Source organism: Parabacteroides chongii, assembly GCF_029581355.1.
GTDB classification, from domain to species: domain Bacteria; phylum Bacteroidota; class Bacteroidia; order Bacteroidales; family Tannerellaceae; genus Parabacteroides; species Parabacteroides chongii.
Genome location: NZ_CP120849.1, coordinates 132,163 through 154,115, shown reverse-complemented (window position 1 = coordinate 154,115; position 21,953 = coordinate 132,163). Strand labels below are relative to the sequence as shown.

Below are 21,953 nucleotides of genomic sequence, written 5' to 3'. Positions count from 1 at the left end.
TCCCCACCTATACGGGGGAAATTCCCCACTATCCCTGTGGATGTGGGGAATTACCGTTCTTGTCGAAATACAATAATAACTTAATGATTAAAAATCAGCTTTCTTTTCGATCCGGATTATTTCTCCGGAGATTGGATGCCGGAATTTCAGAAATTCAGCGTGCAGGTAGAGACGGTCGGCTCCTTTCCCGTATAGTTCATCACCGACAATAGGTGTATTAAGACCTTGCGGATGAGAAGCATGTACACGTAACTGGTGTGTACGGCCTGTAAGCGGGTAGAAAGCAATGCGTGTTTGATTCTTATTATAGGAAAGGACCTGGTATTCTGTTATGGCAGGTTTTCCGTATTCTTTGCTAACGATCTGGCGGGGACGATCTGACGGGTCGAGGCAAAGAGGTAAGTCGATAATTCCGTTATCAATTGCAATTACACCATCGAGTAATGCCGTATAACGCTTTTTCACTGTCCGGTTTTTGAACTGCGCCTGTAAATTCTGATGTACCTCTTTGGTTTTTGCAACTAATAAGATTCCGGATGTAGCCATATCGAGCCTGTGTACGATCATGGGGCCGGTAGCATCGGGATACCGTGTTTTTAATCGTTGATAAACTGAATCGGCATCGGTTTTACCGGGAACGGATAACATTCCTGCCGGTTTATTGATAGCCAGCAGCCAGTCGTCTTCAAACAATATTTCAAGTTCCGTATGGCGGTGTAAGTCTGTCAGTAACGGGTTATCCTCCACATCCAATCCCTGCAACATATGTTTCAGTATCGGCTCGCATTTTCCTTTACAGGCTGGATAGAAATATCCGTGATGACGAATTTCCATTTTGGGTGAATCGCCCCACCAAAATTCAGCCATGGCGATCGGTTTCAGTCGGTTCAGATAAGCATATTGTAAAAGCTTGGGAGCAGCACACTCTCCGGCCCCGGCAGGCGGAGTTTTCTGTGCCGTCTCTTTAAAAATGTCACATAAATCTCTCACCTCTCCTTTGGCATTGAGTATTTTGAACTGTTCAAAAAGTTGTTGTTGCAAAGCTGCCGAACGGGTTTTACGTTCCGTTTTCAGTTGTTCTATTTCAGATTTGAATGTCTCCGTTTCTGCCCGGATGGCAGCAATACGCTCATTCCACTGTTGTTTCAGTCGTTTTAGCTCCGCTTTCTGAAACTGGCTTTCATGTATCATAGCCGAAAGTTCGTGCTCGTCCGGATTGTTGAGGCGTCTTTCTTCACGTCTCTGCTGAGCTTTCTTTAGTTCCTCTTTGGCAACATTAATCTCTTTGGCAGCCAAAGCAACAGCTTCGTCCAGTTTCTGACAGGCAGCCAGGTGATCAGGGGAAGACTGAAGCTGTTCGATACGGCTATTTATGGCAGAGATCCGCTCTTCTCCGATACTGAAGAATCCTTGTGGCTGCTGCAGATCATAGATGGGGGGAACGAAATACTCATGCAGGTTTTTTCCAGCCAGGATACCGGAAAAAGCAGCCAGGTACCCGACCTCCCCTGCAGATGTTTGTACGATCAGGACACCGAACATCTTGCCTTGCTTCAGATCGCTTTCCCAGTCTTTTTTACATTGCAGGTAATTTTGTACTTCTTCTGCAGCCATCCTGCATAATGGATGGGGCGTGTAATGAAACGGATAGGTGAACTTCTCCGGTAGCGGTACATGCGTGACCGCGGAAGAAAAAAAATGGAATTTATTCATTTTCTTGCCCGGCGTAGTATTTTTTCAGCTTTCTCTTCGCTGGAAATAAAACTCAGAGATTTGATGATTTCTTCCTGATTTTCGAAGTCGATGATTTGGGGAGCAACTATATTCAATACCTCCAGTTTGTCGTCATCGAATGTATAAATAGACATAAGACGTACACACTGCTTACAAGTAAAATATTTATTGGAAACTCCCATTTCGAGAAGTTCCAGCTGATCGTCTTTAAAAGGTTTCTGTTTGACTTTATTGTATAGTTGCTGAAACTCTCTTTCATTTACGGCTCTCGAAGGTCTTCCGTGACCATTCGGGTGCGGAGGATATGGTTCTCCGTAATTGCCGTCATTGGGAGGGAAAACGGCTACAGGAGGAGTAGGATAGTTGTCACCATTGAAAGAGTTCATATTACTGACCCTTTCATTGATAAAGTCAACTATGACAATGGTTGTTTCCGACGTGAGTGCATTTATCTTTTTATACTCCCATTCTTCCATTTGTTCGTCGAAGCGCCGGAAATCCGGTTCTCCAAGTAAACTGACAACCTCCTTTTTGGTCATCCCCTTTTCTATCTTCATGATAGCACTTTTGCTGGTCATGTAACTTCCGCAACTACAAAAAGAAATGGAGCAAATGATCAGTGCCAGTGCTATGAATGTTTTCGTTTTCATGATCTTCGAACTTTATATATGATACATACTGTTTATTTGCAGGAAACAAATATATAAAGGAATCTCAGATATCAGGTGATTTTCAGGGATAAACTTGCTTGGTTTTTGTAATCTTCAGTATAGCGTCGTCCATACGGTGGAGACTGATGTATCGGCTTTTGTTTTTCAGTTTAAGTATTACAACACGTTCGGTATATCCTATCTGGTCGATAAAAGATGTAAAAGTTTTTCCGGCAGCTTCGGCTTCGGCAAGGCGCAGGTCGTTCAGTCTATCGAATTCTTTGTGATTTTTTATTTTAGGACTCAGTTCGAAAGCAATGTCTATGTCTGAATAGTCTGTCTTTTCCGGATCGATATAACTGCCGAACAGGACTATTTTGGATACTTTATACAAATAATATTCATTTGTATTGACCTCTTCAACCCGCTCCATAAATTCTTTAAAAAGTTTGTCTGCTTTGGCTTTGTTAAGGGGAGAGGTATACCGGGCTACACAAAGGGCATGCCCTTTAATTGTCAGTTGGTATTTTCCTTCTGACGGCTCGATGTATTCGTTATTTAACAGTTCCTGTATCAATTCGTCAGTTTGTTCCTGGTTTAATTCAAAATGCTCGCGGATCATATCTGGTGAAATCTTGGCGGGTCTGATGTGATCGAAATAATCCCTGATCTTTAGAATGGGGATGTTACAGATTGTTTGTTTGCGTGTCAGTCTCATATGTACATAATATTTAGTGTTGGGGACAAAGGTACGATGTTTTAAATAATAAATCGTCAGATTTGTTGTTTTTCAATGTAACTCAATAGGTTTTGTTGTTTTTTTAAAAGCAGTTAAACTTTTTTGTCATGCCTCCGTCGATTGTAATGTTTTCCCCATTGATAAAGTCGTTTTCTTCCTGGCAGAGAGTTAAACATATACGTGCAATGTCTTCCGGCTTCCCGACCCTGCCGAAAGGATGCTGGGCTTGATCTTCAGGGCGAAGATCTTCATAACCGCACATTTGTATCCAACCCGGCATAATAGAATTGACTGTAATATGATAGGGGGAAAGTGACAGGGCAAGTGTCTGGGTTAAAGAATAAATGCCCCCTCTGGAGGCTGCATAACCTTCATTTCCGGATTCATTTTGGTTGCGTGGAGAGCAGATATTGATAATTCTTCCGTAAGGATTGGGAGTCGCCTGAGACTGACGATGGATTGCCAATAATCGCGATGTGAGGAAGGTCGAGCGTAGATTGACTGACAGAATCCGCTCAAAATCTTCCACACTGCTTTCTGTGATCGGTGAATATCCGATGGTGCCGGCATTGTTGATCAGGATATCCAGATCGCCCCATTCTTGCAGGATATGGCGCATGCAGTTGTCAAGTGCTTCTTTATCATAAATGTCGGCATGATAAAAGGTTGTCCCTGTTTTTTCGGCAGTCTCTTTTCCCAAAACCTCATTGGTATCGCAGAAAGCTACACGGTTACCCGCCATTCGGAATGCTTTGACAATTGCTTTACCGATGCCATCGGCTCCGCCGGTCACGAATACCCTCCGCATTTTGTGAATGGAATTTGTCTTTTTCTTACCAGCTCCGTTTTTTCTCGCCTGAAACTCTTCATACTTTTTCTCAAGATAATTATCTGCCATAATGTCTATCGTTTTTATCGGATAAGTTCATTGTTTTATAGGGCCTGTTTGCCCTTTCAAAGGTACGGATAAATTTCTTAAAAATGGTAAATGGTAGAAAATGGAACATTTATGAGGAACTATTCGTTGCTATGCCGGCATGTTTCCCCGTTATCTTTGTACTAGATTATAAAGACACACTAGGGGATTAATGCAGGGCACTATACTTTGTGAAGCATTTATTATTCATAATTAAACTGTAGGATTGTTTGGAAAGGGATTTTAGGACAATCCGGCTTTTATTTTAAGAGGTCGCACATTAACCAGGCGGCCTCTTTTCTTCATTTTCAATAAATGCCTATATTTTCCGGCACATCCCGGTATTTGGTAGGCGATACACCTAAATGTTTCTTTACATATTTTCCGAAGAAAGATAAGTTGGAGAAATTGAAGTCGTCCGCTATCTCTTTGATCGATTTGTCGGAATGTTTCAATTGATACTTTATTTGTTCTATGGCAGAGTCGTTTATCCACTCTAGAGCGGTCCGTCCGCTGGCTTGCTTGACGACAAAGGATACGTATTTGGGCGAATAGCAGAGACGGTCGGCGTAATAGGAAACCGACCGGTGGAATCCGTTGTCTTTCGAGACCTCCATAATGAAACATTTGAAAACATAAGAAGCCCTTTTTATACCCGTTTCCGGTTCCTCTTCATTCTCCAGTTCGGTGTCTGAATATTCATAGATTGCGGCCATCATCTCGCAGAATATGGCTGAAAATAAATAATGTAACACATCTTTCTTATAATGGATAGACGGATCGTTTATTTTCTTTATAATAAGGTCCTCATATAGTTTAACCGGCGATTTGTCTTTTTCTTCAATATGCCGCAGGGGATTTTTATGAATATGAGACAAGATATTGTTGGATATTTCTTCTCTTTTTACGACACGATGTAAAAAGTTGGTAGAAAATCCCATAATCCTGAGCTTATGGCCGGAACTGAATTTTGTCTGGCTCAGTATCGCGGTCGGCAGACAAATAATAATGTCATCTTTGTTAAGTAAATAGGTCTTATTGTTCATGTCTAGCTGGATACATCCTTCTACACAGGAAATAATAAGGAAGAAATTCAATCTGATGGTAATATTATTGTAAGAAATATCTTCCAGATTGCGGGCAGCTACAACATCCTCGTCTACATAATCTATCATGTGACTAAAGTCCTTGAAATCCTCAACGTCTATCGTTGTTATTACATTATTATCCATACTGTTTGCATTTATCGGTGTAAAGATGAGCATTAAATGAGTAACCGGGATATTCTATTTCTCATCTTTTTTATTCCAAAAGTCTACTGATTGACGTTTAGGCTATTAAAAAACTGTAATACAGAAAATGGGACAGTATTCGGGAATTTTGTGTTATTAAACATCTATCGGCATCGTCTACTTTTGATGCAATTTTTATAAAGAATAATATAGTATGCTAAAAGTAAATGGGAATTGGATACGACTGATAGGGATTGTCGGTTGTACGATGTGGATGACATCCTGTAAGCAAGCACCGGATGTACAAGTGAAACCTTCTTATTCTGTGATGAAAGTGGCGTTGGCTGATAAAGAACTTTCAACTTCCTACTCGGCGACTATCCGGGGGCGGCAGGATATCGATATCTATCCGCAAGTATCGGGAACTATTGAGAAGCTCTGTGTGTCGGAAGGGGAGAAAGTGCGTCGGGGCCAAGTACTTTTTATCATAGACCAGGTTCCTTATAAGGCAGCTTTGCAAACGGCTATAGCCAATATGGAAGCGGCAAAAGCCGGATTGGGGACAGCAGAATTGACGTATGACAGTTCGAAGGAACTATATGCGCAGAAGGTTGTTTCGGAGTTTAGCCTGAAAACGGCTGAAAATACGTTTCTCACAGCCAAGGCACAATTGGTGCAGGCGGAAGCACAGGTCGTGAATGCCCGTAATAATCTGTCTTATACGGAGGTGAAGAGCCCTACGGACGGTGTCGTAGGAGCTTTGCCATACCGTGCCGGAGCATTGGTCGGACCGACCCTCCAGCAGCCGTTGACGACGGTGTCTGATAATTCGGATATGTATGTCTATTTCTCCATGACCGAGAACCAGCTTCTGGCTCTGACCCGGCAGCACGGGACGATGGACGATGCCCTGGCAAATATGCCGGAAGTGGATCTTCAGTTGAATGATAACTCGTTGTACGGGATGAAAGGTAAAATAGAATCTATCAGTGGCGTGATCGACCGGCAGACCGGTACGGTTGTGGCCCGTGCGGTCTTCCCGAATGAGTCGCGCCTGCTTCACAGCGGGGCATCCGGTAGTGTGATCATGCCGAGCACCTATAAAGACTGCATCGTTATCCCGCAGGGGGCGACCGTTCAGATGCAGGATAAGACCCTTGTATATAAAGTTGTAGACGGAAAAGCAACTTCTACGTTAATTACCGTAGCCGGAATAAATGACGGACGCGAATACGTTGTGCTGACCGGTTTGAAGGCCGGTGATGAAATTGTATCTGAGGGTGCCGGGTTGGTACGTGAAGGAACACAAGTAAAATAAAAGTAATGCTATGAAAGGTAATATATTTATAAAACGGCCGGTGATGGCTATATCCATTTCCGTGCTGATCCTCGCTGTGGGGCTTATTTCGCTTTTTACGCTGCCGGTGGAGCAGTATCCTGATATTGCACCGCCTACAGTCTATGTGTCGGCCAATTATACGGGAGCCGATGCGGAAGCGGTAATGAACAGCGTTATCATGCCGTTGGAGGAGAGTATCAACGGGGTGGAAGACATGATGTATATTACGTCTACTGCTACCAATGCCGGTTCGGCTACCATACAGGTTTATTTCAAGCAGGGAACGGACCCGGATATGGCGGCGGTCAATGTACAGAACCGCGTATCCAAAGCACAGGGATTGTTGCCCGCCGAAGTGACCAAGATCGGTGTGACTACCCAGAAGCGTCAGACCAGTTTCCTGCAGATCAACTCGTTTGTCTGTACGGATGGTAATTATGACCAGACATTCCTTGCCAATTATCTGGACATCAATGTGATCCCGCAGATCAAACGTATAGAAGGCGTGGGCGACGTCATGGAGCTGGGCGATACCTATAGTATGCGTATCTGGCTGAAACCGGAATTGATGGCCCAATACGGGTTGGTCCCGTCGGATGTAACAGCCGTACTCGGTGAACAAAATATCGAAGCGCCGACAGGTTCGTTGGGCGAGAACTCGATGAATGTTTTCCAGTTCACGATGAAGTATCGCGGACGTTTGAAGAGTGTGGATGAATTCAGGAACACGGTTGTCCGTTCGCAGAGCGACGGTTCGGTGCTCCGTCTGAAAGATGTGGCTAACGTGGAACTGGGAACACTTTCCTATAGTTTCAAGAGTGAGATGGACGGTAAACCTGCCGTTATGTTCATGGTATTCCAGGTGGCAGGTTCCAATGCAACGGCTGTGAATGAGAAGATCACTGCTCAGATGAATATAATGGAGAAGGATCTTCCGAAGGGAACGGAGTTTGTGACGATGATGAGTTCGAACGACTTCCTGTTCGCCTCTATCCATAATGTGGTGGAAACGTTGGTCATTGCCATCTTACTGGTAATCCTCGTGGTTTATTTCTTCCTGCAGGATTTCAAGAGTACGCTGATTCCTTCCATATCTATCATAGTCTCGCTGGTCGGAACATTCGCTTGCCTGATGATTGCCGGGTTCAGTATCAATATCCTGACCTTATTTGCTCTTGTGCTTGCGATCGGAACCGTTGTGGATGATGCGATCGTGGTGGTGGAGGCGGTGCAGTCGAAGTTCGATGCCGGATATAAATCCTCCTATCTTGCCACTAAGGATGCGATGGGAGATGTAACGATGGCTATCGTTTCCTGTACCTGCGTGTTTATGGCAGTATTTATCCCTGTGACATTCATGGGAGGAACATCCGGTATTTTCTATACGCAGTTCGGTATTACGATGGCGACTTCAGTCGGTCTTTCCATGATTTCAGCCTTGACGCTGTGTCCGGCACTTTGTGCCATACTTATGCGTCCTTCGGATGGAAATAAGAGTGCGAAAAGTCTTAACGGACGAGTTCGTGCAGCCTATAACGCTTCATTCAACGCTGTATTGGGCAAATATAAGAAAGGTGTCATGTTCTTTATCCATCACCGCTGGATGGTATGGACGTTGACTGCAGCTGCTATTGTTTTGCTGGCATTTCTGATGTCGAGCACCAAGACAGGGCTCGTTCCGCAGGAAGACCAGGGTGTGATCATGGTAAATGTCAGCACTTCACCGGGTAGTACGTTAGGTGAAACGACAAAGGTCATGGACAAACTGGAGGATATATTGAAAAATACTCCTGAAATAGAACATTATGCAAAGGTGGCAGGATACGGACTTATGTCCGGACAAGGAACCTCTTACGGTACGATCGTTATCCGTTTAAAAGACTGGAGCGAACGAAAAGGGGAAGAGCATTCGTCGGATGCCGTGGTTGGCCGCCTGAATGCCCAGTTCTATGCGATAAAGGAAGCACAGATATTCAGTTTCCAACCGGCGATGATCCCCGGTTATGGTATGGGTAACTCCATCGAGTTGAACCTGCAGGACAAGACCGGTGGCGACATGACGGCTTTCTACAACTCGACTATGCAGTTCCTGGGAGCCTTGAATCAGCGTCCGGAAGTTGCGATGGCATATACCTCTTATGCGATGAACTTCCCGCAGGTGTCGGTCGATATCGATGCCGCCAAATGTAAGCGTGCAGGTATTTCGCCGGCTACCATACTCGATGCCCTGGGCAGTTATTGTGGTGGTGCATATATATCCAATTACAATCAGTTTGGAAAAGTGTACCGTGTGATGATGCAGGCTTCCCCTGAATATCGTCTGGACGAACAGTCGCTGAATAATATGTTTGTTCGCAACGGAACGGAAATGGCGCCGATAAGCCAGTTTGTGACATTGAATAAGGTGCTTGGTCCGGAAGTATCCAACCGTTTCAACCTGTACAGCGCTATCACGGCAAATGTGAATCCGGCTGAAGGTTATTCTTCCGGTGAGGTGCAGAAGGTCATTGAAGAGGTGGCAGCCCAGACACTGCCTACGGGATATGGTTATGAATATGGTGGTATGGCCCGTGAAGAATCGAATAGCGGTGGTGCGAAAACGCTGTTTATCTATGTGGTTTGTATTTTGCTTATTTATCTGATCCTGGCTTGTTTATATGAGAGCTTCCTGGTGCCGTTCGCCGTTATCCTCTCCGTGCCGTTCGGTTTGATGGGTAGTTTCCTGTTTGCTAAGATATTCGGACTGGAGAATAATATTTACCTGCAGACAGGGGTGATCATGTTGATCGGTTTGCTGGCGAAGACGGCCATTCTGATCACGGAATATGCGATAGAGCGCCGCCGTAAAGGAATGGGTATCGTCGAGTCGGCTTATTCTGCCGCCCAGGTTCGTCTGCGTCCGATCCTGATGACGGTGCTTACGATGATCTTCGGTATGCTTCCGTTGATGTTCTCCTCCGGTGCCGGTGCCAACGGTAACAGCTCGTTGGGAACAGGTGTTGTCGGTGGTATGGCAGTCGGAACGCTGGCGTTGTTATTCGTAGTTCCGGTGTTCTATATTATCTTCGAGTTTTTACAGGAGAAGATCCGTAAGCCGATGGAAGAAGAAGCCGATGTGCAGGTGGCCCTGGAGCAGGAGAGAAGTAATGCGGAGCGTGGCACGTCTGATATAAACAACTAAAATAATAAAATATGAAGAAGATAATTCTGTTATCCGCAGTTACTGTTCTGTTGAGCAGTTGTGGTATATACAGTAAATATAAACCGGAAACGGCCGTACCCGACAATTTGTACGGAGAAGGGATAGAGACGGCCGACACAGCCGGAATAGGTGACAGAGACTGGCATGAGCTTTTCTCCGATCCGAAGTTGCAGGCCCTTATCGAACAGGGACTGCAGAACAATACTGACTATCAGTCGGCACAGCTCCGTGTGAAGGAGGCCGAAGCGGCTTTGATGTCCGCCCGTCTGGCATTCCTGCCTTCGTTTGCCTTGTCTCCGCAAGGTACCGTGAGCAGTTTTGATACCCGCAAGGCAACACAGACTTATTCGCTGCCTGTCACTGCCAGTTGGGAACTCGATATATTCGGGCGTATGCACAACGCTAAACTGCAGGCAAAAGCGGTTTACGCACAAAGCGAGGATTACCGGCAGGCCGTGCGGACCCAGCTGGTAGCCGGAATCGCCAATTCCTATTATACGCTGTTGATGCTGGACGAACAGCTTGCCATCACGCGTGAGACGGAGGAGGCATGGCGTGAAACGGTTTCTTCTACCCGTGCCCTGATGAATGCGGGCATGGCTGATGAGGCGGCCGTATCACAGATGGAAGCTGCTTATTATCAGGTACAGGCATCCGCCCTCGATCTGAAAGAGCAGATCAATCAGGTGGAGAACAGTCTGGCTTTGCTGCTGGCCGAGACGCCCCGTTATTTTGAACGGGGCACATTGGATGAGCAACAGTTTCCGGAGGACTTGTCGGTAGGTGTTCCTGTTCAGATGTTATCCAACCGTCCTGACGTCCGTTCGGCAGAGCGTTCACTGGAAGCAGCGTTCTATGGAACCAATCAGGCCCGTGCCTCTTTTTATCCTTCCGTAGTGCTGAGCGGGAGTGCGGGTTGGACCAACTCGGCCGGGGCGATGATTGTCAATCCGGGTAAGTTCCTGGCTTCGGCAGTCGGCTCGTTGACACAGCCTTTGTTCAACCGTGGACAGGTCATTGCCCAATACCGCATCGCGCAGGCACAACAGGAAGAAGCCAGCCTGGCTTTTCAGCAGACTTTACTGAATGCCGGAAGCGAAGTGAACGATGCGTTGGTTGCTTATCAGACAAGCCGGGAGAAAACGATCTTGTTCGACAAGCAGATCGTTTCGCTGGAAAAGGCCTTGAAAAGCACCTCTCTGCTGATGGAGCACGGTACTTCTACTTATCTGGAAGTCCTGACCGCCCGCCAATCTTTACTGAGTGCGCAACTGTCGCAAACGGCTAACCGTTTTTCTGAGATACAGAGTGTGGTAAACCTTTATCATGCACTGGGTGGCGGAAGAGAAAAGTAACCGTAAACCTTCTCTATTATTTATTCTAGATTTGAAGCGGGATTGTGTCTTGGGAAAGATGGCAGTCCCGTTTTTTTAGTTTTCTTTTACCTATTTTTTATTTGAATTAAACGTATTCTTATTCTTTGTTTCATAAAATGTTATATCCTTTTCTGCCACCATAGACGATTCTTCATCTTCATTAATAGGATAGCTCACTGTGTGATCTTTTAGAAAGATATGATTAAGAGTGAACAGTAATGAGGTAAGAGTCTGTTCGCGTATTTTGGGTTTTAGCTCGCATTCCCATATGGTAATACAATACCATCCCATTTTGATAAGTTCTTTCCGTACTTTTTTATCCCGCTCAATATTACGGTTGATTTTCTTGGTCCAGAATTCTGTATTCGATTTTGGGATAACAAAATATTTACAACCTTCGTGGCCGTGCCAAAAACAACCGTTTATAAAGATACAGGTGCGGTACTTGCGTAGAACGATGTCGGGGTGCCCTGGTAACCTAGGGTGATTCAAACGGTATCTGAATCCACGGGAAAACAGATACTTTCTTACTATTATTTCCGGCTTAGTATTGGTAGAATGTACGGCAGCCATGTTTTTGTGTCGTTGTTCTTTCGAAAGGGTATCCATATGAATATTCCGGTTTATATTAAAAGAAATATAGGGTTATCCGAATGGTTTCGCTTTTGTTGATTATTCTCCCCATCTTGCAGGTCAATCTTTGACTTTCTATGTTGAGTTATACGTTGTTCAAGTTTTGCAGCCATATTGTTCAATATTATTGGGTTAATACAAAGGTATGATTTTTCTCCCTGCCTGTAGGCTTTTATGCATAATTTTAGATAATTGTTGCTATAGATAAATAGTTCCTGATTTTATGAACAGTAATGTAACCCAATAAAATATATTCTTTGAATCACGGTTTACGTTATCATAAGCAATTCTCCTTCTTCCTCAATCACTTTGTCAAAAAACTCTTTCAAAAGAATCGCTATCGCTTGCTGTTTCACCAACACCTGCCGTTCACGCTCCACAACCGCACGGTAACGCAATTCGCTTGTCTGGTATGTTTTCAGCCAGCGAGTGATGGTGCGCAGGTTCAGTCCCATAAAGTCGCCGTACTCGCCTTTTGCACCCAGCTCAAAGCAGAGTTCCACTTCCTGCAAAGTCAGAGAAGGATAAGACTCTTGCTGGTCGGTGGCGACTTTGGCTATCAAAAGCCCCAGATCATGCTCGCTGGGAGGTTTGAAACCGACCAGGGCATATGTCTGCAGGAGAATACGATTCACGTAGGGCAGAATTTCCTGTAGCGGGTATGTCGATACCCGGCGTTCTTCGACGGCAAGCCGTAATCTGTTATCCAAACTCATACGGCTTGCGAATTACAGATTTTCAGGGCTATCTCGGTGACACGCTGACCGGTTTCAATCAGTTCCCGGATTCTTGAAGGACGTTCGGGGTGACCGGAATTTCCGGAAGAATACGGTGCCGGCAGCGTTGCCTGCCAGTCTTCGTCCGCCAGCAAGGCTTCTTTCCATTGTTCACGTTCTTCATTCAGATTCTCCGGTTCTTTTTCCGGCTCCTCGCACGCGTGTTGCTGCTGTTGTAAATTTATTTTCCTCTACTATACTTTCCTTTACTTTGTTTCGGGATGTCAGTATTTTTAGAGGTTGAGTCTGCATCCATGTCTGCATTTTGAGATAAAATGTATACATTTTTATAATCGAGCACATTTACCAACAAAAAATCAGCATTGGGGACTTCTATTTTTCGGCGGCGGACTGTCACTTCAAAGAAACGAATTTGGATGCTGCGGGAAGTCAATATACCAAATTTATGAAACAAATTTGTGTCAAAGAAATTTCTTTCTAGAAGAGATTGAAGCAGAGTATCCATAAACTGAATATCGACCTCTATTCCGGCTTTCCGGCAAAAGAGCAGACAGATATCTTTATCCCAACGACAATAAAATCCTTCCTTGTTATTCTGCAAAGTAATTTTAATGTTATCAGCGAACCTTTCCAGCCATGCTCTGATTGAGGCAGAGCAATTTTTTCGATAACGAAAAAATCGATGTTCAACGAAAAATAATCTAACCCCTTGTTTTGTAATGACATTCTGTATTGTTATTTTTTTTAGTTATGATTTTGTATTGCCCGAATAACGAGCCGCACAGTCTTAAACGTCAGCAGTTCTGCCGGCAACACGCGTATTACGCACCAGCCGGAGATTGCCGCCTCATTGTATTTCTCCATGTCGCACAGGTAACAGCCTTCAGAATCTAATTTATCAATGTGAGACAACAATCGAGCAGATAAGCCAGCAAACAGCGAAAAAGAAAAAGTCAAGCAGAAGAGTCCGCTATATAGTAATATGGCTATTTCTATTTTGGTTATTGGCTTAATTACATATATACTGTTTAGAGCAAGTATATAAATGAATCTCTCTCTGAGTATAGAGTAGTTGTATACTAGCTTTTTTGAACATGAAAATACATACGTTAGAACAGATATTAACTTATAGATTCTACCAGTTTTGAAAACTTATTCCAAGCTTTACGTTGTGTTATCTTACTAAAATGTATAAATATCGTATTAAACACACTATTCTATGAATAAATTAGCTATTTTTGTATAAGGTTTTAATGTCGTCAATCCAAAAGTTTATGAAACTGAATAGAATTAAGGTCGTTTTGGTTGAGAAAGAAATGTCTCAAACACTATTAGCTGAAAAAATAGGAAAAAGCTTTAGCACTGTTAATGGCTATTGTTGTAACCGTGTTCAACCTAGCCTTGACACGCTACAACGCATCAGTGAAGTGCTTGGAGTAAACATGAAGGAGCTGATAACTGATGAGAAAGAAAGATAGTAGAATGAATATTCAAAACACAATAGATAACATTGATTGGAATGGTCCAAATTGGTTGGATAAGATATTTGAATACCCCAACCGTATAATACGTATTGGAACCACCTTTAGTGGCATTGGTGCGATAGAACATGCATTTCAAAGGCTTAATTTAAATACAGATCTTTTATTTGCTGGAGACATTGAGCCAAATTGTAAAAAAGCATATTTTGCTAATTATGATTTAAGGGAGGACGCTTGGCATACGGATATACACAATTTTGATGCAACACCATATAACGGAATAATAGACTTATTTGTCGGTGGTGCACCTTGTCAGGCATTTTCAATGGTAGGTTTTAGAAGAGGGTTTGAGGATACACGAGGAACTCTATTTAGAGAATTTGCACGTGTTGTTAAAGAATGCTGTCCTAAAATTTTTATTTTTGAAAATGTTCAAGGTATTCTAACTCATGATAATGGGAGAACATGGGAAGTTATAAAAAATACATTTGAAGAATATTGTGGTTATGATATTCATTACCAATTATTAAATAGTAAAAATTACGGTATTCCGCAACATAGAGAACGTTTGTTTTGTATAGGATTTAGAGAAAAAACAGACTTTAAGTTTCCTGCACCAATTGAGTTGAAATATCGCATGTATGATTTTCTAGAAGATTGGTCGGACTCTTGTTTCTATAATGTACAAAGTAAATGTAAAGAATTAGGGGAACATGATTTTAATCGTTTTATTTTCCCTGTTAGCGAAGTCGAAGATAAATATTATTTATCTGAAAAAGTTGCCAAATATGTTTTAGCAGGTGGAACTAAGAATTTTAAGACTTCAACAAAAACAGATTTAGATGTAGCAAGACCTCTTTTGCATTCTATGCATAAAATGCACAGAGCAGGAGTTGATAATTATGTCACTTTTAATAAAAATAAGGGTATAAACGGAATTCGAAAATTGACACCTAGAGAATGTCATAGACTAATGGGATTTCGTGATACATTTAACATTGTCACTAGTAACACAGCCGCATATATGGAGGCTGGAAATAGTATCGTTGTGGACGTATTAATTTCTATACTAAAGCAATTGGATATTACTAAATATGGAGTAGATAATGACTAATAAATACGCGAATATACAAAACACCCAAGATAATATTGATAATGATTATACTTGGTTAAATCATGCATTTGAATTTCCTGAACGAACTATTCGTATCGGAACTTCATTTAGTGGCATTGGTGCTATTGAGCATGCTTTTCAAAGATTAGGATTGAATTCTCAAATTCAATTTGCAGGAGATATTGATTCTGATTGTAAGAAAGCATACATGGCAAACTACAAACTACTAGAGGAACGTTGGCATGATGACATTCATGATTTTGATGCAAAGCCATTTAAAGATAAAGTAGATTTATTTGTTGGTGGCGCTCCATGTCAAGCATTCTCAATCAGAGGTAAAAGAGGTGGATTTGAAGATACTAGAGGTACTTTATTCAGTGAATTTGCTAGAATTGTGATTGAATGTCGACCGAAAGTTTTCATTTTTGAGAACGTCAAGGGTATGTTGAATCATGACAACGGTAGAACATGGAAAACTATTAGAAAAACATTTGAGGAAGATTGTGGCTATCAGATCTATTATCAAGTTCTGAATAGTAAAGAATACGGTATTCCGCAAAGTAGAGATAGAATTTTTTGTATAGGCTTTAAAACGGAATGTGATTTTAAATACCCTAAGCCTATCCCATTGACAAAAAGCATGTATGATTTTTTGGAATCATGCGTTGATACAAAATATTTCCTTAAGCAAAAAGGAGCATTCTTTGTAACAAGGACGATAAATCATATTAAAAGTTACACTCAAGTTAATGGTGATATAGCATTATGTCAGAAACGAAATCAGCAATTTAATTGGCATGGAGATTTCATATATCATCCAATAGGAAAATCGGAAAAGATTGATGCGACTGATAATCATGTATTCCATACTTCTGACTTTGAAGAACAATACTATCTGACGGATAATGTAAAAAAATACGCACTTACAAAAGATTGTGAGGGGGGATATAACATGAGTGAAAGTAATGAAATCATTCCTCATTTAGGTAGATATAGAAAATTATCTCCACGCGAATGTTTAAATTTAATGGGATTTGATGATTCTTTTAAAATAGTTGTGTCAGATACGGCTTGTTACAAACAAGCGGGCAATAGCATTGTAGTGAATGTTTTAATGGCTATTTTGAGACAATTAGATATAACAAAATATGGTGTTTCAATAATTTAATTGACAAATAATTATGGCTGATCCAATTTGTAGGTGGCGAAATGTCACTATTAAACAAGTATGTGAATTTACAGCTATTCTTCCTTATTTTATAATGAAGAAAGATGCTGCGCGTGAATATGTCAATAACCACTGGAAAATGTGGGATGGAAGTCAGAACTTTTTTAGAACAGCGTATCAATTAGCATCTCAACTAGGATTATATTATGAAGATTCTGAAAACTTTTATCCTCGATTTGATCATGCTTTAAATTTTGATGAGGCTAAATCTTATATTGAAGGTTGGGTAAGAAGGTATTATATACCAAACCCATATACCGACAGTATTCAGGATAATAATGGGATTTTTGTTTTAAACTCTTTGTTAATGGATATAATTCAAGCGGGTAAAAAAACAACATTAAAGGATGCATTAGAAAGTACCTTTGATATTAAGCTTGGTAATGCAGATATAATTGCTAATATGCTAAATTTATTCTCTGATATATCTGTGGAGGCTGATGGAACTATTGCGCTAAAGGTGAATTATCAAAAAAAAACATTGCCTCCAGTTCCAACAGACAAGTTGGATAAAAAAGTGTTCTTTGATTATTTTAATGATATTGTTGTTCCTCAATGTAATATTGGTGAAAATCACTCTGAAAGTATAAAAGATTCTGCTGACTGTTTACAAGTAATTTACTATGGAGCGCCCGGTACGGGAAAATCCAATAAAATAGAAGAATACACAAACGGCACTAATCGTATCCGTACTACATTTCACCCTGATAGTGATTACTCCACATTTGTGGGAGCGTATAAGCCCACCATGGAGGGATATGAGGAAAAATTGTATACTAAAGATGAATTAATAAGTAAGCTTACTGAGTTTAAAGAACATGGTGTCCCTTATTCATCTCAGAAGTTTGGAGCGAAGTATTGGTATTCATTGAAACAACTGAGTATCGCAGATAAGAAGGCTATTTTGAGCGCTTGCGGTATGTCTGACAGCTACACAGTAGAGTTTGATAAAGGAATGGCCGTGGGAGAAGAATATCTTGCAAAATCAAATGAATCCCACATTGTTTATAAATATGTACCACAAGCTTTTCTTAAAGCATACGTTAATGCATGGAGATTGGTCAATGAAGGAGAGGCTTCGCCATATTATCTTATCATTGAAGAAATCAATAGAGGTAATTGTGCTCAGATTTTTGGTGATTTATTCCAGTTGTTAGACCGTGGAGATAACGGTGAGTCAAAGTTTGCCATTTGTCCAGATGATGATATAAAAAGGTTTTTGACTGGGGAATTTAAAGACTCTGTAAATCTTTCTGAAAAGATAAAGAATGGCGTTGAGATGCGTTTGCCAAGTAATCTATATATTTGGGCGACAATGAATACCAGCGACCAATCATTATTTCCTATTGATAGTGCATTTAAGCGTCGCTGGGATTGGGAATATATGCCAATCGAAAAAGGTAACAAAGATTTTATTATTGAAATAGGCTCAAGTAAATATGATTGGTGGCAATTTATCTCGGTTATCAATAATAAAATAGATGAAATAACAGGGTCGGAAGATAAAAAAATTGGCTATTGGTTTGCAAAACCTGCAGGAAACGGCACTTCAATCAGTTGTGACCAATTCGTTTCAAAGGTGTTGTTCTACCTATGGAATGATGTTTATAAAGATTATGCTGACGATAACAGAAGTATCTTCCGTATTAAGGAGGGAAATGGCACGAAGAAAGTTGTCTTTACGGAATTTTTTGGTTTACAGCGTGAAGCGATATTACATGCATTCATGGAGGCTAATGGAATAGTTCCATTAACAACGGAAGATACGGATTCTATTGCTGATGAAACAGAAATGGATGAAATAGCAGGGATACCTACATCACAACGAGACTATTCAAAGTATTCTATAAACGGAGATGGTGAATATGGTAAAGGAGAATTAGTAAAACGTACTATAGAATTATTCTGCAGAGATCATTCGGATATGAATGCAGATTCTGTGCGTAATCGATGGATGAGCTTAAATTGTACAATAAGGCATTTGGTTGAAACTCAGTCTGATTTTGAAGCAAGAATATCTGGCTCGTCTGACCCGAATCAAAGAGCTAAGCAGGTGATATTATCAAATGGAGAATCAATTTATGTATCGACTCAGATTGGCAGTGGAAATATTCAAGACTTTATTAATAAAGTAAATGCTGCAAACTTGGATATAACAATCGAAAAAATAAGATAATGAGAATTTTGATTGAAGGCTACCATTACCAAGCTTCGGATGTAAAAGATGCATTAAAGGGACTCGATTTCTTGGAAAATGTCAGCCATGAAGTCGTGGTAAATTATGTAGGCTATCTATATAACCCGCATATAAAGGATTGCGTCTTCTTTTTGCCGAAGGTACTTATTGATAGGAATGGGATGGTATTTTCTCATCTAGCCCCAGCTACAATCATTCATGTGGAAAAGGCAGAAGAACTAACAGAAGAGGAAAGAAAATTTATCTATGAGTTTGCAGTGTGGATATATCGCTCATTGTGTGTGTTTAATAAATACAACCCCAAGAACGATATAGTATACCATAAACAGATGGCACAGGCTGGTATAAGCCACCGTCATATGACTAATACCTATTTAGAGGTGCTATTAGCATTGGTTGAGTTTAACCGAAAGAATCAAAGCTTCTTTATGACTGTTTTGAAAAATATTCATTCAGGTCATAATAAAATAAATTGGACACGTACAATTGCTCATAGCACGACTATTGTACAAAATAATGTTCCTTTCTATTTGAATCCTGTAAATAAGAAACGACAAATAAATTTTGATGAAGAATTATTGGTTATCTTTTTCTCTATTCTTCGTTATATCAATGACAAATATGGTTTTCCTGTATCCATAAACGTAGGATTTGATTTGATAACGGGAGCAAAGTTTAATAATTATCTAAATGGTTTTGGTAAGGTTCGGCTCCGTCAAATTAAATATAAATATTTCTCTGATAAGTCTTTAGAGTTGTGGGGGCTATGTTATGCATTTTTCGATAAGTCACATAATATCTCTGTTGCCAGTGAGCTACAAGAGTATTTAATAGCTCAAAACTACAACATTGTGTTTGAGGCGATGATTGATGAATTGGTGGGTGATAAAAAGGAGATGCTTCCAAGAGGCCTTAAAGATCAAGAAGATGGAAAACGGGTAGACCATATCTATGCGGACGTTGGACTTACCAATACGAACGATAAAACCATATACTACATTGGCGATAGCAAGTATTATAAGCTTGGAAATTCCATTTCAGATGAGTCTGTCTACAAGCAATACACCTATGCACGAAATGTGATACAGTGGAATATGAATCTATTCCTAGATAATAAAGAAGAGGAAAAATGTTATCGCAGCCGGCTAACCGAGGGATATAACATTGTGCCCAACTTTTTTATCAGTGCAAGGATGGATAATGAACTTTCGTATGCCCAGGACATTTATACGACAGAGAATGAGCAGAAGTCGTTTATTTCACGTCACTTTGAAAACCGGTTGTTTGATCGTGATACTTTGCTTATCAGCCACTACGACGTAAATTTCTTATATGTTGTTTCGCTCTATGCACAAGACTGTGATAGTTCTAAGAACCTGTGGAAACAAAAGGTTCGTAAGAGGTTCCGAGAAGAAATTCAAGAAATGCTAAAAACACGTTTTGAGTTTTATGCGATGACAGCACGCCAAGGAGTAAATGGAGAAGAGTACATCAAAGTCAACTTCCAAATGGTATTAGGCAAACTTTATCAACCATACCACAGGGATGACTATTTTTCTTTGGCGCTAGATAAAGATTTAAAATATAAAAACGAAAATGAGACGTTGTTAACTGAGTTAAGGCAATATTTCTTTGTGGAAAAAGTAGCGATTGGAGATGATCCCGATACTATACTTACAGAAGTAGGCCAACGATCAAAACCATCATTATCGCTTTCGGGTAAATGTGGCGTTTTGATGGTTATGATGGAAAATTATAATATAAAGAGTTTAAATTTCATGCCTACTGGAAAAATAGCCATTGGAATAAAATATACAAAGGAGTCAATGGAGATAATAGAACATTTGAGTGAGTTGGGATATCTTCTCTTCCATCATAGGAATGATACTGACCAGCACTTGTTTTCTATAGGGGGTACTTGTTCTGTTGTATCAGCTGACGAAATAGAACAAAATGTGTATAAAAATGTAAACACATCCGAGATGTATATTCTCGTGAATTTCATAACTGAATATGAAATTGATAGTAATAGTCTTTGTTCTACCAAAAAAGGTTACACTTCAAAAACAAGATACGATGCTCAATATTCAACTTTGCATGATTTAATTAATAATGTTTTTAATCAATGAAACTTATTTGTTATGAAGATAGATAATTTGAAGCATTTTATTCGGTCAGCGAATATTTATTTTTTGATTTGTTGAGAATTATCTACTCCGTATCTTGAGACATTGAAAAATATAGTAATCTTAATCAAGTATAAAATGAACGTAACTTCCTTAAAATGCTCATATAAATGATGGCTATCGCTCATAAAACTAAAAAAAGGCGCTCAAAATATGAACTCCTGAATAAGTGTTGATTATATACCTTAATCATAAGTGATCACCTCTTACTTGCCGATGCAGCATATTAGACCAGTTGACTACCAATATTTTATAAATAAAATGGTAGAAAAGTCTGTTTTGCACTTCTTTTTCTTCGCTGAACGAGTACAAAATTAGTGCATTTTTCGGATTATGAAAGCAAGTGAAAAACTTTGTGCAAAATCATTTTTGAAGGGCTGATTGGGAGGTGTGTTTGTGGAAAGTATGGGATATATTGCATCGCATTTTGTTGGTGGTGATATTCGCGGTTATTTTGCTGGTTGTTTCTCCAAGGTTGAAGATGATGTAGTGTATTATAATGGTGCTGACCAAAAGAAAAATAAGGCAATCCTTTCTTTCTCCCTCTTTTTGACTTTACTTTAATGGACGTATACATGGATACAAAGGATAAAGTAAAGTCGTTTTTCTTTTGGCAAGCAGAATTGTTCTTTGATGTGATGTGTGATGAGGAGCAGATTGTATCTGTATAACAAATAATATTTTGTTCGTTAATAGGTATATATAGTGACAACAAACAATATAATAGCACTTGGTTTTGGGGATTTTTTTCTTGAAAATGGATTATATGCATGGTTAATTATGCAATGATGTGTGTTTTTTTATATGTAATATATCATTAAATAAAGAAAAAGCATTATCTTTGCATATTATATGATGAGTTGACTATGGCAAAGAATACAATGGGTACTAAATTGCCCCGAAAATTAGAGCAAAAAATGCAAATAGTGGGTGAGCAGATTAAATTGGCTCGCCTACGAAGGAATCTGAGTGTGGCTCAGGTGGCGGAACGTGCTACTTGTTCTCCGTTGACTGTAGCTAGAATAGAGAAAGGCGCACCGACTGTAGCGATTGGTATATATTTGCGTGTGCTGTATGCCTTACAGCTTGACGATGATATTTTGTGGCTGGCGAAAGAAGATAAATTGGGGAAAGCATTGCAGGATTTGAGTTTGAAGACAAGGGAACGTGCGTCAAAAAAGGAGTAGGC

19 protein-coding genes are annotated in these 21,953 nt (G+C 40.6%); 10 read left to right on the top strand and 9 right to left on the bottom strand.

All coding sequences use genetic code 11. The features are described from left to right. Window positions 1-87: 87 nt before the first annotated feature. The 5 genes from P3L47_RS00760 to P3L47_RS00740 all read right to left on the bottom strand — a co-directional run bounded on the left by P3L47_RS00760 (window position 88) and on the right by P3L47_RS00740 (window position 5,271). On the bottom strand, window positions 88-1,713 hold the full coding sequence (locus P3L47_RS00760; protein WP_277782411.1) for an RluA family pseudouridine synthase: 1,626 nt from the start codon (window positions 1,711-1,713) through the stop codon (window positions 88-90). Further along, entirely contained in the window at window positions 1,710-2,384 is a 675-nt protein-coding gene (locus P3L47_RS00755; RefSeq protein WP_122362354.1) for a DUF4476 domain-containing protein, read from the bottom strand. The genes P3L47_RS00760 and P3L47_RS00755 overlap by 4 nt, the downstream gene beginning before the upstream one ends. An 82-nt stretch (window positions 2,385-2,466) precedes the next feature. Next, complete coding sequence (locus P3L47_RS00750) at window positions 2,467-3,102, bottom strand: nucleotidyltransferase domain-containing protein (protein ID WP_122362353.1); 636 nt, start codon at window positions 3,100-3,102, stop codon at window positions 2,467-2,469. Between the two features lie 103 nt (window positions 3,103-3,205). Continuing rightward, entirely contained in the window at window positions 3,206-4,021 is an 816-nt protein-coding gene (locus P3L47_RS00745) for an SDR family NAD(P)-dependent oxidoreductase (protein ID WP_277782410.1), read from the bottom strand. A 326-nt stretch (window positions 4,022-4,347) separates the two neighbouring features. Next, entirely contained in the window at window positions 4,348-5,271 is a 924-nt protein-coding gene (locus tag P3L47_RS00740) for a helix-turn-helix domain-containing protein (RefSeq protein WP_277782409.1), read from the bottom strand. Between the two features lie 214 nt (window positions 5,272-5,485). On the opposite strand from P3L47_RS00740, the gene P3L47_RS00735 reads away from it, so the two are divergent. The 3 genes from P3L47_RS00735 to P3L47_RS00725 are packed head-to-tail and all read left to right on the top strand — an operon-like array spanning window position 5,486 to window position 11,167. Then, window positions 5,486-6,589 carry an efflux RND transporter periplasmic adaptor subunit gene (locus P3L47_RS00735; RefSeq protein WP_277782408.1) on the top strand — a complete coding sequence of 368 codons (1,104 nt, stop codon included), beginning with the start codon at window positions 5,486-5,488 and terminating at the stop codon, window positions 6,587-6,589. Between the two features lie 10 nt (window positions 6,590-6,599). After that, window positions 6,600-9,791: an efflux RND transporter permease subunit gene (locus P3L47_RS00730; protein ID WP_122362350.1), complete on the top strand. Its 3,192-nt coding sequence runs from the start codon at window positions 6,600-6,602 to the stop codon at window positions 9,789-9,791. Between the two features lie 11 nt (window positions 9,792-9,802). Continuing rightward, entirely contained in the window at window positions 9,803-11,167 is a 1,365-nt protein-coding gene (locus tag P3L47_RS00725; protein ID WP_277782407.1) for an efflux transporter outer membrane subunit, read from the top strand. A 90-nt stretch (window positions 11,168-11,257) separates the two neighbouring features. Here P3L47_RS00725 and P3L47_RS00720 read toward each other — a convergent pair whose 3' ends face one another. The 4 genes from P3L47_RS00720 to P3L47_RS00705 form a co-directional block, all read right to left on the bottom strand. After that, window positions 11,258-11,797, bottom strand: a complete 540-nt coding sequence (locus P3L47_RS00720; protein ID WP_122362348.1) for a very short patch repair endonuclease — start codon at window positions 11,795-11,797, stop codon at window positions 11,258-11,260. Between the two features lie 293 nt (window positions 11,798-12,090). Beyond that, window positions 12,091-12,537 carry a hypothetical protein gene (locus P3L47_RS00715; RefSeq protein ID WP_277782406.1) on the bottom strand — a complete coding sequence of 149 codons (447 nt, stop codon included), beginning with the start codon at window positions 12,535-12,537 and terminating at the stop codon, window positions 12,091-12,093. Further along, window positions 12,534-12,692 carry a hypothetical protein gene (locus P3L47_RS00710; protein WP_158585893.1) on the bottom strand — a complete coding sequence of 53 codons (159 nt, stop codon included), beginning with the start codon at window positions 12,690-12,692 and terminating at the stop codon, window positions 12,534-12,536. Before P3L47_RS00710 ends, P3L47_RS00715 begins: the two co-directional genes overlap by 4 nt. Before the next feature lie 86 nt (window positions 12,693-12,778). Further along, window positions 12,779-13,159 (bottom strand): DUF4373 domain-containing protein, encoded by a 381-nt coding sequence (locus P3L47_RS00705; RefSeq protein ID WP_277782405.1) that lies wholly within the window; start codon window positions 13,157-13,159, stop codon window positions 12,779-12,781. Window positions 13,160-13,832: 673 nt separating this feature from the next. Here P3L47_RS00705 and P3L47_RS00700 point away from each other — a divergent pair. The 7 genes from P3L47_RS00700 (at window position 13,833) to P3L47_RS00670 (ending at window position 21,951) form a co-directional block, all read left to right on the top strand. After that, the gene (locus tag P3L47_RS00700) at window positions 13,833-14,036 is read left to right on the top strand and encodes a helix-turn-helix domain-containing protein (RefSeq protein WP_122362479.1); all 204 of its coding nucleotides are present in this window, start codon (window positions 13,833-13,835) and stop codon (window positions 14,034-14,036) included. Next, entirely contained in the window at window positions 14,020-15,153 is a 1,134-nt protein-coding gene (locus P3L47_RS00695) for a DNA cytosine methyltransferase (RefSeq protein ID WP_277782404.1), read from the top strand. Before P3L47_RS00700 ends, P3L47_RS00695 begins: the two co-directional genes overlap by 17 nt. Continuing rightward, window positions 15,146-16,321: a DNA cytosine methyltransferase gene (locus tag P3L47_RS00690; RefSeq protein WP_277782403.1), complete on the top strand. Its 1,176-nt coding sequence runs from the start codon at window positions 15,146-15,148 to the stop codon at window positions 16,319-16,321. Before P3L47_RS00695 ends, P3L47_RS00690 begins: the two co-directional genes overlap by 8 nt. Before the next feature lie 13 nt (window positions 16,322-16,334). Next, entirely contained in the window at window positions 16,335-18,557 is a 2,223-nt protein-coding gene (locus P3L47_RS00685) for a hypothetical protein (RefSeq protein WP_277782402.1), read from the top strand. Next, a complete protein-coding gene (locus P3L47_RS00680; protein ID WP_277782401.1) occupies window positions 18,557-20,707 on the top strand; it encodes an LlaJI family restriction endonuclease in 2,151 nt (716 codons plus the stop codon). The genes P3L47_RS00685 and P3L47_RS00680 overlap by 1 nt, the downstream gene beginning before the upstream one ends. Window positions 20,708-21,169: 462 nt before the next feature. Next, a complete protein-coding gene (locus P3L47_RS00675; RefSeq protein ID WP_158585891.1) occupies window positions 21,170-21,328 on the top strand; it encodes a hypothetical protein in 159 nt (52 codons plus the stop codon). 302 nt (window positions 21,329-21,630) lie between these two features. Next, entirely contained in the window at window positions 21,631-21,951 is a 321-nt protein-coding gene (locus P3L47_RS00670; RefSeq protein WP_122362340.1) for a helix-turn-helix domain-containing protein, read from the top strand. The last annotated feature ends 2 nt before the right edge of the window (window positions 21,952-21,953 follow it).

What these genes read in the sequence shown, in the direction of transcription:
- P3L47_RS00695 (WP_277782404.1), top strand. Translation starts at nt 14,020, where the DNA reads ATGAGAAAGAAAGATAGTAGAATGAATATTCAAAACACAATAGATAAC.
- P3L47_RS00715 (WP_277782406.1), bottom strand. Translation starts at nt 12,537, where the DNA reads ATGAGTTTGGATAACAGATTACGGCTTGCCGTCGAAGAACGCCGGGTA.
- P3L47_RS00730 (WP_122362350.1), top strand. Translation starts at nt 6,600, where the DNA reads ATGAAAGGTAATATATTTATAAAACGGCCGGTGATGGCTATATCCATT.
- P3L47_RS00700 (WP_122362479.1), top strand. Translation starts at nt 13,833, where the DNA reads ATGAAACTGAATAGAATTAAGGTCGTTTTGGTTGAGAAAGAAATGTCT.
- P3L47_RS00755 (WP_122362354.1), bottom strand. Translation starts at nt 2,384, where the DNA reads ATGAAAACGAAAACATTCATAGCACTGGCACTGATCATTTGCTCCATT.
- P3L47_RS00670 (WP_122362340.1), top strand. Translation starts at nt 21,631, where the DNA reads ATGGCAAAGAATACAATGGGTACTAAATTGCCCCGAAAATTAGAGCAA.
- P3L47_RS00685 (WP_277782402.1), top strand. Translation starts at nt 16,335, where the DNA reads ATGGCTGATCCAATTTGTAGGTGGCGAAATGTCACTATTAAACAAGTA.
- P3L47_RS00745 (WP_277782410.1), bottom strand. Translation starts at nt 4,021, where the DNA reads ATGGCAGATAATTATCTTGAGAAAAAGTATGAAGAGTTTCAGGCGAGA.
- P3L47_RS00690 (WP_277782403.1), top strand. Translation starts at nt 15,146, where the DNA reads ATGACTAATAAATACGCGAATATACAAAACACCCAAGATAATATTGAT.
- P3L47_RS00750 (WP_122362353.1), bottom strand. Translation starts at nt 3,102, where the DNA reads ATGAGACTGACACGCAAACAAACAATCTGTAACATCCCCATTCTAAAG.
- P3L47_RS00760 (WP_277782411.1), bottom strand. Translation starts at nt 1,713, where the DNA reads ATGAATAAATTCCATTTTTTTTCTTCCGCGGTCACGCATGTACCGCTA.
- P3L47_RS00735 (WP_277782408.1), top strand. Translation starts at nt 5,486, where the DNA reads ATGCTAAAAGTAAATGGGAATTGGATACGACTGATAGGGATTGTCGGT.
- P3L47_RS00740 (WP_277782409.1), bottom strand. Translation starts at nt 5,271, where the DNA reads ATGGATAATAATGTAATAACAACGATAGACGTTGAGGATTTCAAGGAC.
- P3L47_RS00680 (WP_277782401.1), top strand. Translation starts at nt 18,557, where the DNA reads ATGAGAATTTTGATTGAAGGCTACCATTACCAAGCTTCGGATGTAAAA.
- P3L47_RS00720 (WP_122362348.1), bottom strand. Translation starts at nt 11,797, where the DNA reads ATGGATACCCTTTCGAAAGAACAACGACACAAAAACATGGCTGCCGTA.
- P3L47_RS00725 (WP_277782407.1), top strand. Translation starts at nt 9,803, where the DNA reads ATGAAGAAGATAATTCTGTTATCCGCAGTTACTGTTCTGTTGAGCAGT.
- P3L47_RS00675 (WP_158585891.1), top strand. Translation starts at nt 21,170, where the DNA reads ATGGGATATATTGCATCGCATTTTGTTGGTGGTGATATTCGCGGTTAT.